This is a genomic window from Streptomyces sp. CA-106110 (assembly GCF_050936285.1).
Classification (GTDB): Bacteria; Actinomycetota; Actinomycetes; order Streptomycetales; family Streptomycetaceae; genus Streptomyces.
Genome location: NZ_JBNJNB010000001.1, coordinates 2,653,863 through 2,668,549 on the forward strand (window position 1 = coordinate 2,653,863; position 14,687 = coordinate 2,668,549).

At 67.6% G+C, this 14,687-nt stretch carries 10 protein-coding genes; 7 read left to right on the plus strand and 3 right to left on the minus strand.

Annotation, left to right across the window (positions count from 1 at the left end; genetic code table 11):
- The first annotated feature begins 157 nt into the window (after positions 1–157).
- The 3 genes from ACQEXA_RS12270 to ltrA all read left to right on the plus strand — a co-directional run bounded on the left by ACQEXA_RS12270 (position 158) and on the right by ltrA (position 6,207).
- Positions 158–2,326 carry a thiamine pyrophosphate-dependent enzyme gene (locus ACQEXA_RS12270; protein ID WP_433129789.1) on the plus strand — a complete coding sequence of 723 codons (2,169 nt, stop codon included), beginning with the start codon at positions 158–160 and terminating at the stop codon, positions 2,324–2,326.
- Entirely contained in the window at positions 2,323–4,023 is a 1,701-nt protein-coding gene (locus ACQEXA_RS12275; protein WP_433129791.1) for an indolepyruvate oxidoreductase subunit beta family protein, read from the plus strand. Before ACQEXA_RS12270 ends, ACQEXA_RS12275 begins: the two co-directional genes overlap by 4 nt.
- A gap of 765 nt (positions 4,024–4,788) precedes the next feature.
- Positions 4,789–6,207, plus strand: coding sequence for a group II intron reverse transcriptase/maturase (gene ltrA / locus ACQEXA_RS12280; RefSeq protein WP_432930471.1), 1,419 nt, complete (start codon positions 4,789–4,791; stop codon positions 6,205–6,207).
- Between the two features lie 215 nt (positions 6,208–6,422).
- Here the strand turns inward: ltrA and katG are convergent, their stop codons facing one another.
- The 3 genes from katG to ACQEXA_RS12295 all read right to left on the minus strand — a co-directional run bounded on the left by katG (position 6,423) and on the right by ACQEXA_RS12295 (position 10,435).
- Complete coding sequence (katG, locus tag ACQEXA_RS12285) at positions 6,423–8,612, minus strand: catalase/peroxidase HPI (RefSeq protein ID WP_433129793.1); 2,190 nt, start codon at positions 8,610–8,612, stop codon at positions 6,423–6,425.
- Between the two features lie 466 nt (positions 8,613–9,078).
- Positions 9,079–9,807, minus strand: a complete 729-nt coding sequence (locus ACQEXA_RS12290) for an SDR family oxidoreductase (protein ID WP_433129795.1) — start codon at positions 9,805–9,807, stop codon at positions 9,079–9,081.
- Complete coding sequence (locus tag ACQEXA_RS12295; protein WP_433129797.1) at positions 9,800–10,435, minus strand: TetR family transcriptional regulator; 636 nt, start codon at positions 10,433–10,435, stop codon at positions 9,800–9,802. Before ACQEXA_RS12295 ends, ACQEXA_RS12290 begins: the two co-directional genes overlap by 8 nt.
- Before the next feature lie 212 nt (positions 10,436–10,647).
- Between ACQEXA_RS12295 and ACQEXA_RS12300 the strand changes: the two genes are divergently transcribed.
- From ACQEXA_RS12300 to ACQEXA_RS12315, 4 genes are read left to right on the plus strand one after another with little or no spacing between them, the layout of a single operon-like run.
- A complete protein-coding gene (locus ACQEXA_RS12300; RefSeq protein WP_433129799.1) occupies positions 10,648–12,006 on the plus strand; it encodes an MFS transporter in 1,359 nt (452 codons plus the stop codon).
- Between the two features lie 54 nt (positions 12,007–12,060).
- Positions 12,061–12,996, plus strand: a complete 936-nt coding sequence (locus tag ACQEXA_RS12305) for a 3-carboxyethylcatechol 2,3-dioxygenase (protein WP_432934898.1) — start codon at positions 12,061–12,063, stop codon at positions 12,994–12,996.
- Positions 12,993–13,877 carry an alpha/beta fold hydrolase gene (locus ACQEXA_RS12310; RefSeq protein ID WP_433129801.1) on the plus strand — a complete coding sequence of 295 codons (885 nt, stop codon included), beginning with the start codon at positions 12,993–12,995 and terminating at the stop codon, positions 13,875–13,877. Before ACQEXA_RS12305 ends, ACQEXA_RS12310 begins: the two co-directional genes overlap by 4 nt.
- Positions 13,878–13,890: 13 nt before the next feature.
- Positions 13,891–14,685: a 2-keto-4-pentenoate hydratase gene (locus tag ACQEXA_RS12315; RefSeq protein ID WP_432934896.1), complete on the plus strand. Its 795-nt coding sequence runs from the start codon at positions 13,891–13,893 to the stop codon at positions 14,683–14,685.
- The last annotated feature ends 2 nt before the right edge of the window (positions 14,686–14,687 follow it).

Genomic DNA, 14,687 nt, shown 5'->3' on the forward strand with positions numbered 1-14,687 from the left:
TGTGGCACATCGGCGCATCGACGCCCCTGGGCCCTTGGGCAGGGACTTGGGGGTGGCTCAGGGTTCCTCGTCGCCGCACGTTTGACCCGACCGAGTCTCGTGCGCCGCAGCGCTTGATCGGCGGGATGCGGCCGTACCAGAGTAAGGAGGAACAACGATGGCGGAGCGATCCTTCGCAGCTGAGGTGGGCAAGCTGCGGCAGGGCGCCGGGACGACCTTCCGGGGAGAGGGCATCCTGGCCGTTACCAAGGCGCTGCTGCAGTCCGGCGTCGCCTACGTCGGTGGCTACCAGGGCGCGCCGATTTCACATCTGATGGATGTGCTGGGCGACGCCCGGGAGATCCTGTCAGAGTTCGACGTGTACTTCGAGAACAGCGCGTCCGAGGCGACAGCGGCGGCGATGCTCGCGGCCTCGGTGCACCAGCCGTTGCGCGGCGCAATCACCTTCAAGTCCCCCGTCGGCACGAACGTGGCCTCCGACGCCCTGGCGAACCTCGCCAGCGGCGGCGTCACCGGAGGTTCCCTGATCATCATCGGCGAGGACTACGGCGAGGGTTCCAGCATCATGCAGGAACGCACGCATGCCTTCGCGATGAAGTCGCAGATGTGGCTGCTCGACCCCCGTCCCAATCTGCAGGCGATTGTGGACACGGTCCAGGCCGGCTTCGAACTGTCCGAGGTGAGCAACACACCGGTGATGCTCGAACTACGTCTGCGTTCATGTCACTTGCACGGCACGTTCACCGCGGAGGACAACCGGCGGCCCCCGATGACGGTCAAGGACGCGATCGAGAGCCCCCGCCGCGAGCTGAGCCGGATCGTGCTCCCGCCGGCGAGCTTCCTCCACGAGCATGAGAAGCACGAGAAGCGCTGGCCGGCCGCCGTCCGGTTCATCAAGGAGCGCGGTCTCAACGAGATCTTCGGCGACGGACTCGCCGACATCGGCATCATCGTCCAGGGTGGTCTCTACAACACCCTCAACCGCTCTCTGGAACTGCTCGGGTCTTCGGACGCCTACGGCCGCACGACCGTGCCCCTCTATGTCATGAACGTCACCTATCCCGTGGTGGACGACGAGATCCAGGACTTCTGCGCCGACAAACGCGCCGTGCTGCTGCTCGAGGAGGGGCAGCCCGACTACATCGAGCAGAACCTGCACGCCATATTGCGGCGCGCCGGAAGCGACACCGTCCTGCACGGTAAGGACATGTTGCCCCCGGTGGGTGAGTACACATCCACCGCCGTCACCAGGGGTGTCGCGCAGTTCCTCCGCAAGTACCTCCCGGAGGCGATCGCGCACGAGCCCGCGCTGCTGCGCCCGGACACCGACCCGGCAAGCCCGTTCGCTCCACGGGTCGCGCCCCCTACGATGCGTCAGCGCCCGCCTGGTCTGTGCACGGGCTGCCCGGAGCGCCCCATCTTCAGCGCGCTCAAACTGGCTGAGCGTGAGACCGGACAGCACCACATCAGCGCCGACATCGGCTGTCACCTCTTCGCCATCAACGAACCGTTCAACCTCGGCGCAACGACGATGGGATACGGCCTGGGATCGGCGGGCGCGGCCGCACTCAACTCCAAAGACGCCGACCGGCGCACGATTGCCGTCATGGGCGACGGCGGCTTCTGGCACAACGGTCTGACCAGCGGCGTGGGCAACGCCGTCTTCAACGAAAACGACCAACTGCTCGTCGTGGTCGACAACGCCTACAGTGCCGCCACCGGCGGCCAGGATCTGCTCTCGTCACAGGCTGACAACCCGATCCGGTCGACGAAGCACCCCATCGAGAAGGCCGTGCGAGGTATCGGCGTGCGCTGGAGCCGCACCGTCACGAACACCTACAGGGTGTCCGCCCTGCGCGATCTGTTCATCAAGGCCCTCACGACGAAGGAACCTGGCCCCAAGGTGATCGTGGCGCAGAGCGAATGCCAACTCAACCGGCAGCGGCGCGTCAAGAAACAGCAATCGGAGGCCCTCAACACCGGGCAGCGCGTCGTCCGCGAACGCTTCGGCGTCGATCCGGAGACTTGCACAGGCGACCACGCCTGCATCCGCATCTCCGGCTGCCCGTCTTTGAGCATCACCGACAATCCCGACCCGCTGCGGACCGACCCCATCGCCACCGTTCTGGACAGCTGCGTCGGTTGCGGGGTCTGCGGGGCGAACGCGCACGCCGCCGTGCTGTGCCCGTCCTTCTACCGCACAGACGTCGTGCACAACCCCACCCTGCGAGACCGGTTCCTCGCCGCGGTCCGCGCGCGTTGGATCTCCTTCGCGTCCAGAGGCCTGGAGAAGCGTGCGGCACGCTATGAGGTGGCGGCGCAATGACAATGCAGAGCATCAACACAGGCGCAACGACATGGAGCAGCGGACAGCGGCCGATCACACTGGCGATCCTGGCCCTGGGGGGAGAGGGCGGTGGCGTCCTGGCCGACTGGATCGTCGAGGTCGGGGAGAAGGCCGGCTGGATCTCGCAGAACACTTCCGTGGCGGGCGTCGCCCAGCGCACCGGCGCGACCGTCTACTACGTCGAGCTCTTCCCTCCGCCCCCCGACGGCGCTCCCGAAGGGGGACGGACCGCACCGATCCTGAGCCTCTTCCCCACCCCGGGAGAGGTCGACATCGTCATCGCGTCCGAGCTCATGGAAAGCGGGCGCGCGGTACAGCGCGGATTTTCCACCCCGGACCGCACCACGCTCATCACCTCGACCCACCGGGTATACGCCGTCGACGAGAAGATCCAGCTCGGTGACGGCCGCGTGGACAGTGACGAACTCTTCGCCGCTGCACGACGCGCCTCAAAGCTCCTCGTGGCCGCCGACTTCGCTCACATGGCCGAAACCGCAGGGACCGTCATCAGCGCTTCGCTCTACGGTGCGCTCGCCGGGTCTGGCACACTGCCGTTCACCCGCGAACAGTTCGAGGCACCGATCCGCGCGTTCCCCAAAGCTGCGGAAAACTCGTTGAAGGCCTTCGCCGCCGCCTACACCGAGGCCACCATCCAGACGGCAGCCGACAAGGAAGCGGACGGCAAAGCGCCGACCGCGCCCCCCGCCCTCGTGGGCAGCCCCGCCCGGTCGAGCGGGCCGGTCCCGGTGACGATCGGACGCCGCCGCCCCGAGACAGCCGAGGACCGCAAGCAGGCTGCCGAACGCGAGCGCACCCGCATCGCCCTGACCGACCCGGCGTCCCTTGTCGGGCCGTCGCTGACCACCCAGGCACAGCGCACCGCCGAACTGCCCGCAGCCGCCCGCTCGACCGCCCTTCACGGCGTGGTCCGCACAGCCGTCTACCAGAGTCCCGAATACGCCGACCAGTACCTCGAGCGCGTTGCAGCCATCGCCGCCGTCGACCCGGATCCCGACGGCGACGCGGCACTCACCCGCGAGGCCGCGCGGCACATCGCGCTATGGATGTGCTACCAGGACACGATCCAAGTCGCCCTGCAGAAGACCCGACGCCACCGGCTGGAACGAGTACGCAACGAGGCGAAGGTGGGCGACGGCCGCCTGGCGCAGGTCCGGGAGTACCTGCACCCACAGGTCGAAGAGATCACCGACACCATGCCAGCCGGCGTCGGCGCCGCCCTGCTGCGGTCAGCGCTCTTCCGCGGCCTCATCCACGCCGTCACCCACCGAGGCATCGTGCTCAACACGACGTCGGTCAGCGGCTACACCGCACTCGCAGTGCTCGCCCGGCTCCGCCCGCTGCGCCCGAGGTCGCTGAGGTTCGTCCGGGAACAGGCCGCGATCGATTCCTGGCTGGGGTTTGCGCTGTCCACGGCTGCCCAGGATCCCGACCTGGCACGCGAGATCATCGAGTGCCAACAGGTCCTCAAGGGCTACGGCGCTACCTACGCGCACGGCAACGAGAGCTTCGACCTGTTGATGACCGCCGCCCGCGCGCTACCGGCCGGCAGCGGATTCGCAGTACGGCTCAAGCAGTTGCGTGCTGCGGCCCTCGCGGACGAGGACGGCACGCAGCTGCGCGCCGAGCTCACCGACTTTCCCACCTCGATTGCCTGACGTTTACCCACCGTGACGCTGACCCGCCGGCCATATCGCTCGGCGACGAGGCCGACGAGTACCCTCCGCATCCGGGTGAACACGACGAACCACCATGGCCGAATGTGGTAACTGTCCGGTCGGCTGTCACCCAGCAGCCCGCGCCTTGGGACCGCCGCGAGACGCCGGTGCGCCGTGAGGCGCGGTGAATCGAAGGAGGTGCGAGACCTCCTCGCCAGGTTGTCGCAGCAGCCTGGTGGGAGCTGAGCGCAGTCCGATCCGGGAGACGCCGGGGAGGGCGGGAAGCAGCGCTGACAAAGCCGGGACTGCTCGGAACTACCAGACGGGCCGGGTCCGGCGAGCGAGATCAGAGGGCGTACGAGAGGAACCAGTGGTAAAGCTCCGTAAGCGTGGCACCGGCTCAAATCTGGTGGATATGGGCCGGGTTGTAGCGCACAGTTCGCTCGTTGAGCGGGCTGACTCCGTAGCCGACTTGGCGTGTCGGTGGGGAGGCCACGGCGAAAGCCTGCGGCGTAACCGTGGCGATGCTGCCGGGGCAAAGCTGGGCGCCGGACTGACCGATCGATTCACCGTGAACACGGGAACCATCTCGCGTTGTTCCCCGGGCCCGGAATCCATCCGGGTTCTTGGGATAGATACGTCGTCTGTCGAAGGCGCGGGATGGGGCGGAGGCCCCGTAGTAGTCCGAGCGGACGAGAGGTCCGCGCATGGCGAAGGGGGCCAGCAAGTCGGCAATAAGGATGCTGGAATGCCGGGAGGCCGTTGGTGAATACCGACGAACTGGAATACGTCTTACTCAAGGCGGAACGCCGGGTACTGGAAATCCAGACCAAGCTGCACCGTTGGGCCAGTGATGACCCTCATCGCAGGTTCGATGATCTGTACAACCTCGCCGCGGACCCGGGCTTCCTGCTGGTGGCCTGGGATCGGGTGCGGAATAACAAGGGCGCGCGCACGGCGGGAGTGGACGGCGAGACCGCCTACTACATCGAGTCCGTGCGGGGGCTGGAGGGGTTCCTTTCGGAACTGCGAGATGATCTCAAAGCCCGCACCTTCCGGCCCCTCCCGGCTCGGCGACGCGCGATTCCCAAGGCTGGCGGCAAGGTCCGCTACTTGGGGGTCGCGACCATCCGAGACCGGGTAGTCCAGGCGTCCGTGAAACTGGTGTTGGAGCCGATTTTCGAGGCGGATTTCCTCCCGTGTTCCTACGGATTCCGTCCGAATCGCCGGGCTCACGACGCAGTGGCCGAGGTGCACCATTTCGCATCCCGCTCGTATGAGTGGATTGTTGAAGGTGACATCAAAGCCTGCTTCGACGAAATCTCGCACACCGCTCTTATGGGCCGGGTGCGGGAACGGGTCGGAGACAAACGTGTCTTGGATCTGGTGAAGGCATTTCTGAAGGCTGGCATCCTCGATGAGGACGGCACGCTGGTGGATACCAACGCTGGGACTCCGCAAGGGTCGATTCTTTCGCCGTTGCTGAGCAATGTGGCTCTCTCGGTCCTGGACGAGCATATCGCCCAAGGGCCGGGCGGCCCCGGAGCCAGCCCGTATGGAAGGGCCAAGCGACGCCGTCAAGGTCTGCCCAACTACCGTCTCGTGCGGTATGCGGACGACTGGTGCCTGCTCGTGTCGGGCACCAAGGCACACGCTGAAGCCCTGCGGGAAGAAATCGCCGGGGTCCTGTCCACGATGGGCTTACGCCTGTCGCCGGAGAAGACCCTGATTACCCATATCGACGAGGGCCTCGTCTTCCTCGGCTGGCGCATCCAGCGCCACCAGAAGCGAGGCACCGGCAAACAGTACGTCTACGTCTATCCAGCCAAGAAGGCCCTGGTGGCCGTCATGGCCAAGGTGAAGACGATATGCCGGCGGAGCACGAACCTGTCGCTCGAAGACCTGCTGCGTCAGCTCAACCGGATGCTGCGGGGCTGGACCGCGTACTTCAAGTACGGGTGCTCGAACGCGACTTTCAGCTATCTGAGGGCCTATCTCTGGAAGGAGATCATCAGATGGCAGGAGCGCAAGCATCGGCGCGTTCCTTGGAAGGTACTACGCCGACGCTACGGCATCTGGCCCGCCGAGGGCGGGAAGGAATTGTTCGATCCGGCAAGAGTGAGCGCAAAGCGCTACTACTACCGGGGAACACGCATCCCGACACTGTGGCCGAGCACAGCATGAAGTGAACACCGACCCACGGGACTTGTGGAGAGCCCGGTGCGCTTAGCGGTGCACGCCGGGTTCGGGAGGCGACCCGGAGAAACGGGCTGGTCGTGAGGCCAGTACCGCGCTCCGGGTCGACCTCACTGGAGCGCAACACACGGGCGTCCGGCACGAGTTGCGCCCGACCGAGGACGTCCGGGCCGGCCGCTCGGCGGCCGGCCCGGACGTCGGGATCAGGCGAGGTCGAACCGATCGAGGTTCATGACCTTGTTCCACGCGGCCACGAAGTCGCGCACGAACTTCTCCTTCGAGTCGTGCTGCGCGTAGACCTCTGCGACGGCCCGGAGTTGGGAGTTCGAACCGAAGGCAAGGTCGACAGGGGTGGCGGTCCACTTGACGTCGCCCGTGGCACGATCCCGGCCCTCGAACACGTTCTCCGTCGAGGCGGACGCCTTCCACTCCGTGTCCATGTCGAGCAGGTTCACGAAGAAGTCGTTGGTCAACGTCCCGGGCCGGTCGGTGAAGACACCATGCGGGGACTGCTCCACGTTGGCGTTCAAGGCCCGCATGCCGCCGACGAGAACCGTCATCTCGGGAGCGGTCAGATTCAGCATGAACGCCCGGTCCACCAGCCGCTGCTCCGCCGGCAGCTTCTCACCGGCTCGCAGATAGTTGCGGAACCCGTCGGCGGCCGGTTCGAGCACGGCGAACGACTCGACGTCGGTCTGCTCCTGCGAGGCGTCGGCGCGCCCCGGTGTGAATGGGACCGTGATGTCGTAGCCGGCCTTCTTCGCCGCCTGCTCCACGGCCGCACACCCGCCCAGGACGATCAGGTCCGCGAGCGAGACCTTCTTCCCGCCGGACTGGGAGCGGTTGAAGTCCTGCTGGATCTGCTCGAAGGTCCGCAGCACCTCGGCCAATTCGGCCGGGTTGTTGACCTCCCAGTCCCGTTGCGGTGCAAGGCGGATACGCGCCCCGTTGGCCCCGCCACGCTTGTCTGTGCCGCGGAAGCTCGCCGCCGACGCCCACGCGGCGGCGACCAGACGGGAGACGGGCAGGCCCGATGCGAGGAACTTGCTCTTGAGGGCAGCGATGTCCGCCTCCCCGATCAGCTCGTGATCGACCGCGGGGACGGGGTCCTGCCACAGTTGCGGCTCCGGAACCCACGGGCCGAGGTAGCGCGTAACGGGGCCCATGTCGCGGTGCAACAGCTTGAACCACCCCCTGGCGAACGCGTCGGCGAGTTGGTCGGGGTTCTCGTAGAAGCGCCTGGAGATCGGCCCGTAGACCGGATCCAGCTTCAGCGCGAGGTCCGTCGTCAGCATCATGGGGGCGTGCCTCTTCGACGGATCATGGGCGTCGGGCACGGTGCCCTGGGCCGAGGGATCCTTGGGAGTCCACTGCTTCGCCCCGGCGGGGCTCTCCGTCAGCTCCCAGTCGTACTTGTACAGGTTGTCCAGGAACCCGTTGTCCCACTTCACCGGCTCGTGGGTCCACGCGCCCTCCAGCCCGCTGGTGAACGCATGGGCGCCCTTGCCGCTGCCGCAGGTGTTCCTCCAGCCGAGGCCCTGCTGCTCGATGGAGGCGGCCTCGGGTTCCGGACCGACACAGTCGGCAGGGACGGCACCGTGGCACTTGCCGACCGTGTGACCGCCGACGATGAGCGCGACCGTCTCCTCGTCGTTCATCGCCATACGAGCGAAGGTCTCGCGGATGTCCTGGGCGGCGGCCAGCGGATCCGGGTTGCCTTGGGGCCCCTCCGGATTCACATAGATCAGGCCCATCTGCACGGCACCCAAAGGACTGGCGAACTCCCCCGGCCCGCTGTAGCGCTCGTCTCCGAGCCAGGTGTCCTCAGGCCCCCAGAAGATCTGGTCGGGCTCCCAGATGTCCTCGCGCCCGAAGCCGAAGCCGAACGTCTTGAGACCCATCGACTCGTAGGCACAGTGACCGGCGAAGATCAGCAGATCGGCCCAGGAGATCGTGCGGCCGTACTTCTGCTTGATCGGCCAGAGCAACCGGCGCGCCTTGTCGAGGCTCGCGTTGTCGGGCCAGCTGTTGAGGGGGGCGAACCTCTGGGAGCCTGTGCCGCCACCACCCCGGCCGTCGGCCGTACGGTACGTACCGGCGGCGTGCCAGCTCATCCGGATGAACAGCGGCCCGTAGTGGCCGTAGTCAGCCGGCCACCAGTCCTGCGACGTCGTCATCAGCTCGAAGAGGTCCCGCTTCAGCGCCTCGACGTCGAGGGCCTCGAACTCTTCTCTGTAGTCGAAGTCCTCACCCATCGGGTCGGACTGGGGCGAGCGCTGGCGGAGAACCGAGAGGTCCACCTGGTTCGGCCACCAGTCCATGTTCGTTCGGGGCCGGTGCGGCGTGGGGGTCGGGGCGGGGATGAGCGGGTTCTCGCTTTCACTGACGGACATGTCGGGCCTTCTCTCTGTCTCGCTGTTCCGTTCCTCAACCGAGATCAGGATGATGAGATGGCCGCATGAAGGGTCGAATTTGCTCCAGTGCGCCCGGATTCATCCGCCATTCAGCGGGTCGCCCTCAAGTCCGCGTGATCCACATCGGCCGTGGCCACCGAAGCGGACGTGTCCGCCACTACGACGAACATCCGCGCCGCCGCTTGGGCTCCTCGTACGGCCGCGCGCCGTCGTCCCAGTCCTCGTCGAGCGCCGCCCGTGCGTCGGCGTCAACCTTCGCGAAGACATCGTGTGCCGGTACGCCGCTTGACCTGCGGCGATGACTTTCCGAGCCCCACAGGCTACGGTGCCTGCCCGGGCGGTCGCCTCCCCGCTCTACACACCGAGCCGCGCACCGCCCCATCGAAACCCGCCGCCCAGCCCAGAGGGCATACAGGTACGGTGGCAGAAAGCCTGCCGATGCGCCTCAGACCGACTTGGTCTCTCCACCGTCAACGCGGATGTTCTGTCCGGTCATATAGGCCGACTCCTCGCCGGCCAGGAAGCGTACGATCCGAGCGGCCTCTGCGGTGCTCTGCGCTCGGCGCAGCGGGATGCCGCTCGTCCACTCGGCCGGGACTACGCTGGGGTCATCCTTGGTCAGCCCGGTGAGGACGTTGTTCATCCGGATGCCCTGCGGGCCGTACTCGTTGGCGTACAGCTTGGTGAAGGAGGCCAGCGCCGCTCGCATCGTCACTGACACGGGGAACATCGGGCCGGGCTCGAAGGCGCCTGCGGTGGAGATGTTCACGATCGCGCCGCCGCCGGAGGCGACCAGGTGGGGCGTCACGAGGCGGGCCATGCGCACGACGTTCAGCAGGTAGAGGTCGACGCCCTCGGACCATTGCTCGTCTGTGATCTCAAGCACCGGGCCGCGTGCCGCGTGACCGCTGCTGTTGACGACCGCATCGACCCGGCCGTACTGCGACACCGCGAGGTCGACGCACGCCCGAAGGTCCTCGATGCTGGTGTTCGAGCCGTCCAGACCAGCACCACCGAGCGATTCGGCCAGGGCTCGGGCCCGACCCGACGGCGACATCGCGACCACCCGGTAGCCGTTCGCGGCGAACTCCCGCACGCACGCGGCGCCGATTCCGGATCCGCCACCGACGACGATCGCGACCTTCTCGGATGCTGACGAGGGGGTCTCAGTCATGCGCGTACTCCTTCAGGCGGGTGGCGACCAGGGACTCGAGCGCGTCGGCAGCCAGCTCGGCGTACCGGCTGAAGTCGGTGTCATCGCCGGCGGCCGCGGCCACGCGGAAGCCGTCGGTGAGCGCGCGCCCCATGACGGCCATGTCGTGCGCCAGCTCTTCCGCGACATCCTCCGGTACCTCCGGATACGAGGCCCGCAGCCGGGAGGTGAAGAACTGGAACATCTCCTTGCGGATGGCGAGGTACCGCTGCCGTGCGAGGTTGTCCTCCAGGCGCCGCTCGAACGCGAAGACGAGGCCGATGCTCCAGAACGCAGCGGCCGGCTCGGCCAGGCTCGCGGAGGCTGCCGCCGACTGGCTGATGCTGTGTCGTAGCAGGTCGCGCATGCCACCGACGGACGCGTTGGCCTGCTTCCAGACCTCGAAGCAGTAGTCGAGCAACTCGACGAAGAGTTGCTCCTTGTTCTGGAAGTGCCAGTAGACCGATCCGATCGGCAGACCGGACGCGCGTGCGACATCGGCCATGGTGGTGCCCTCGTACCCGGCCTCGACCGCCCGCGAGAGCACGGCCTCGAGAATCGCCTGCTTGGACCCCTCGGAAGCCCGGTGGGCCTTCCGTTTGGCGGCCATCAATCCTCCTCGCTGCTCCGGACTGCAGTTCTACCAAATCTCACATCGACCCTTGACGCCGACCGTGCTCGCCGGTCACTGTAACCCCCAGCCTAGAACCTAGAACCTAGATTCTAGATTTTGGTGGTGACCGCGGCCCAGGATGCGGTCCCCCGACTCCGCGGGCGGCAATGACGCCGGTCCGCGCGATCCTCGACGCAGAGAGGCCGCCCATGAAGGTCACCGATCAAGTCGTTCAAGGGAAGATGAGCGGACTGCAGATCCGCGCCGTCGTCATCGTGATCGCCCTTGTCGTGCTCGATGGCTATGACGTCTCCCTGACGTCGTTCGCCGCCCCGTACCTCGAGCGAGGCTTCGGGGTGTCGAAGGCCCAGCTCGGACTTGTCATGTCCGGAGCCCTGGTCGGCATGCTCGTCGGCTCGGTCATCGTCGCGCCACTCGCCGACCGCATCGGCCGACGCAAGATGGGCGTCATCTCCGCGGTCACCATCGCGATCGGCATGCTCATCGGCCCGTTCGCCACGCCGGAGACCGGGACCGGCCCCCTCGTCGTCAGTCGCATCATCACCGGCATCGGCCTCGGCTCCCTGGTGGCCGTGGCCGGCGTCATCCTCGCCGAGTACACGGGCAAGCGCGTGTACTCACTGGTGATGGCCGTCTACGCCGCCGCGATCAACATCGGCGGGCTGCTCGGCTCCATGATCGTGGGCCCGATGCTGGGTGCGCACGGCTGGCAGCTGGGCTGGTGGGTCGGATTCGCCCTGAGCGCGATCGCCGCGGCCGCCACGTTCGCCTTCCTCCCCGAATCGCTCGCCTGGCTCTCCGAGGGCCGTCGCACGGACTCACTGCGGCGGCTCAACGCGCTCCTGACGAAGATGCACCGCCCTGCGCTCGAAGCGCTCCCGGAGTCGGACTCGACGAGCGTCAAGGCGAAGGGTTCACTGCGCATCGTGTTCACCGGCCGGACCGGCTTCTTCACGCTGCTGATGATCGTCGGGTACGTCGCGTACATGCTCAGCTTCTACTTCATGACGAACTGGGCGCCGAGCACCGTCGCGGACGCCAACCACAACCCGGCGCTCGCCCCGCAGCTCGTCACCGCCTTCAGCGTCGGCGGCATCCTCGGCAACGTGCTCTTCGGCTACCTCGGCGGCAAGCTCAACGTCCGCTTGCTCACCCCGGTCTTCCTGGTCCTGGCCACCGCCGCCCTGTCGCTGTTCGGCATCGCCGGCCCGGGGATGCCGACCGCCTGGTGGACCCTGTTCCTGGCGTCGTTCTTCGTCTGCGCGGGCACCGCCGCCTTCTACGCGATCGTCCCGACGCTGTACCCGACGCTGGCCCGCTCGACCGGTTTCGGTGTCGTCATCGGCGCCGGCCGATTCGGCGGCATCGCGGCGCCGATCGTCGGCGGCGCGGCCTTCGACGCGGGCATGGGGATGGGAGCGGCCTTCACCGTCTTCGCGTTGCCCATGCTCGTCGCCGGCCTCTGCGTCCTGGCCCTGCACCTGGCCCTGCGCCGCTCCGACGCACCGGATGCCGCTCAGCCCGTGCTCGCCGCTACGTCCGCGTAGCAGCCGCTCACCACTCCGGGAAATCCGCCGCTTTCGAGAAAGAGGAACCACTCCATGCCGCTGGCCGTCGCAGCGCTCTCCCATGCGCCGTCCTTCGGCAATGTCGACCCGGGCGGGGAGACATTCGCCGAGATCAATGCCGCCATCGACGAGGTCAGGGGGTTCGTCGCCGAGTACGGCCCCGACCTGGTCGTGGTGTTCGGGCCCGACCACTTCAACGGCCAGCTCTACTCCCTGATCACCCCGTGGGTGATCGGTGCGGTCGCCGAAGGCATCGGTGACTACGGCACCACCGCGGGACCGCTCCCCGTCGACGGCGATGCCGCCCGGGCCTTCCACACGGCAGTGCTGGGTGAGGGCATCGACATCGGGCGCAGCGAGCGGATGACGGTCGACCACGGCGTGGTCCAGCCGCTCGACTTCGTGTTCGGGAAGGGCTTCACGCAGCCGATCGTGCCGGTGTTCGTGAACGCGATCGGCCTGCCGCTCTCGCCGATGCAGCGGGTGCGGCTGATGGGCGAGGCGTTCGGCCGGGCCGCCCAGGCGATGGACAAGAAGGTGCTGTTCCTCGCCTCGGGAGGCATCTCCCACAGCCCGCCGATCCCGCGCTGGGACGGTGCCCCCGACACCGTGCACGAGCGCCTGGTCGCGTACGCGCCCTCGTCCGAGGAGCGGCACGAGCGTGAACAGATGATCGTCAAGGGCATCCAGGCGATCGCCGACGGCAAGGCGCCGAGCGACCCGCTGAACGAGGAGTGGGACACGCTCGTACTCGATGTGCTCCGTTCCGGCGACCTGAGCCCGGTCGACGGCTGGGAGAACGGCTGGTTCATGGCGGAGGGGGGCTCGGCCGCGCACGAGATGCGCAGCTGGATCGCCGCCTACGCGGCACTGTCGACTGCCGGCCCGTACCGCCTCGCCGTCGACCACTACTGGGCGGTCGAGAAGTGGGGCGCCGGCTTCGCGATCCAGGCGGCGGTGACCGCATGAGCCAGGCGGGAAAGACGCACTTCGCGACCTTCTGGGAGGAGATCGCGGACCTGGAGCACACGCTGCGGTACGTGGACGCGGGCGGCTACCGCACCCGCGTCCTCGACTTCACCGGAGCGGGCCCCGAGGCGCAGACGGTGGTGCTCGCCAACGGCACCAGCGGCCACATCGAGGCGTGGACGCAGAACATCCGCGCGTTCGTCGAGGCGGGCTTCCGGGTGGTCGGCTACGACTACCCGGGCCACGGGTACACGTCGCTGTCCGACCATCCCCTGGAGATCCGCGACTACGAGGAGCACCTGCTCGCGCTGCTGGACGCACTGGCACTTCAGCGCGTGCACCTCGCCGGTGAGTCGCTCGGCGGCTGGCTCGCGCTGAAGTTCGCGCCGAAGCACCCCGACCGGCTGCACACGGTGATCCTGTCCGCACCGGGCGGGCGGATGATCGGCGAACCGCAGCTGGACAGGACGCAGTCGGTGAGCACCCAGGCGGTGAGCGAGCCGACCTTCGACAACGTGAAGAAGCGCCTGCAGGTCGTCATCCACGATCCGGAGAAGATCACCGACGAGCTCGTACGCGTCCGCCAGGCGATCTACGCCCGCGACGGGTTCAGCATGGCGTACGTGTCCGCCCTGCGGGAGCCGGAGCGGCGCCGACGGAACCGGGTGACGGACGACGACTTCGCGGCGGTCCCGGTCCCGGCCCTGATGGTGTGGACCGACAACGAGCCGACCGGCGACGAGGCCGAAGGCGAGCGCCTGTGCGGGCTGATCCCGGACGGCGAGTACCTGCTGATCCGCGGCGCCGCGCACTGGCCGCAGTGGGAGGGCGCCGCAGAGTTCAACGCCGCGGCGATCGCCTTCCTGAAGAAACATGCCTGAGGAAAGGACCGACGTGAGCGTCGCCCAGGAGACCATCACCCAGATCGCGCGCGAGCTGTTCGAGGCGAAGCGCGACGTGTACACCGTGCCGTACGTGAGCCCCCGGCTCCCCGAGCGCGATCTCGACGCGGCCTACGCGATCTCCGCCGAGTTCGCCGCCCTCCGCGAGCGCGAGCTGGGCGTGAAGCGGGTGGGCCGCAAGGTCGGCCTGACCAATCCTCTCGTGCAGGAGCGCGTGGGCATCGACGAGCCCGACTACGGCATCATCCACGACGACATGGTGCACGCCTCGGGAACGCACCTTCCGCTTTCCAGGTACAACCACCTGCTGATCGAGGCCGAGGTCGCGTTCGTGCTGAGGACCGACATCCTCGAGGCCACACGCGAAAGCGTCGAGGCCGCGATCGACCACGTGACCCCCGCGTTCGAGGTCGTCGACTTCCGCTACGACGGATCGGTCGGGCAGATCGTCGACACCGTCGCCGACAACGCCGGCTGCAGCGGCATCGTCCTCGGCGAGGAGCAGCACCCGTACGGCGAGGTCGACCTGACCAAGGTGGAGATGGTCATCACGGGCGGCGACGCCGAGATCACCCGGGGCGTCGGCGGCAACGTGCTCGAGGACCCGGTCAACGCGGTGATCTGGCTGGCCGAGACCGCGATCCGCACCGGCGAGCCGCTGCGCGCCGGCGAGGTGCTGCTGTCCGGGTCCATCGGCTACATCGAGCCGTGGCCCGCCGACGTCGAGTGCGTCGCCACCATCACCGGACTCGGTCGCGTGGTCGCGACCGCGGATTCGAAAGGCTGAAC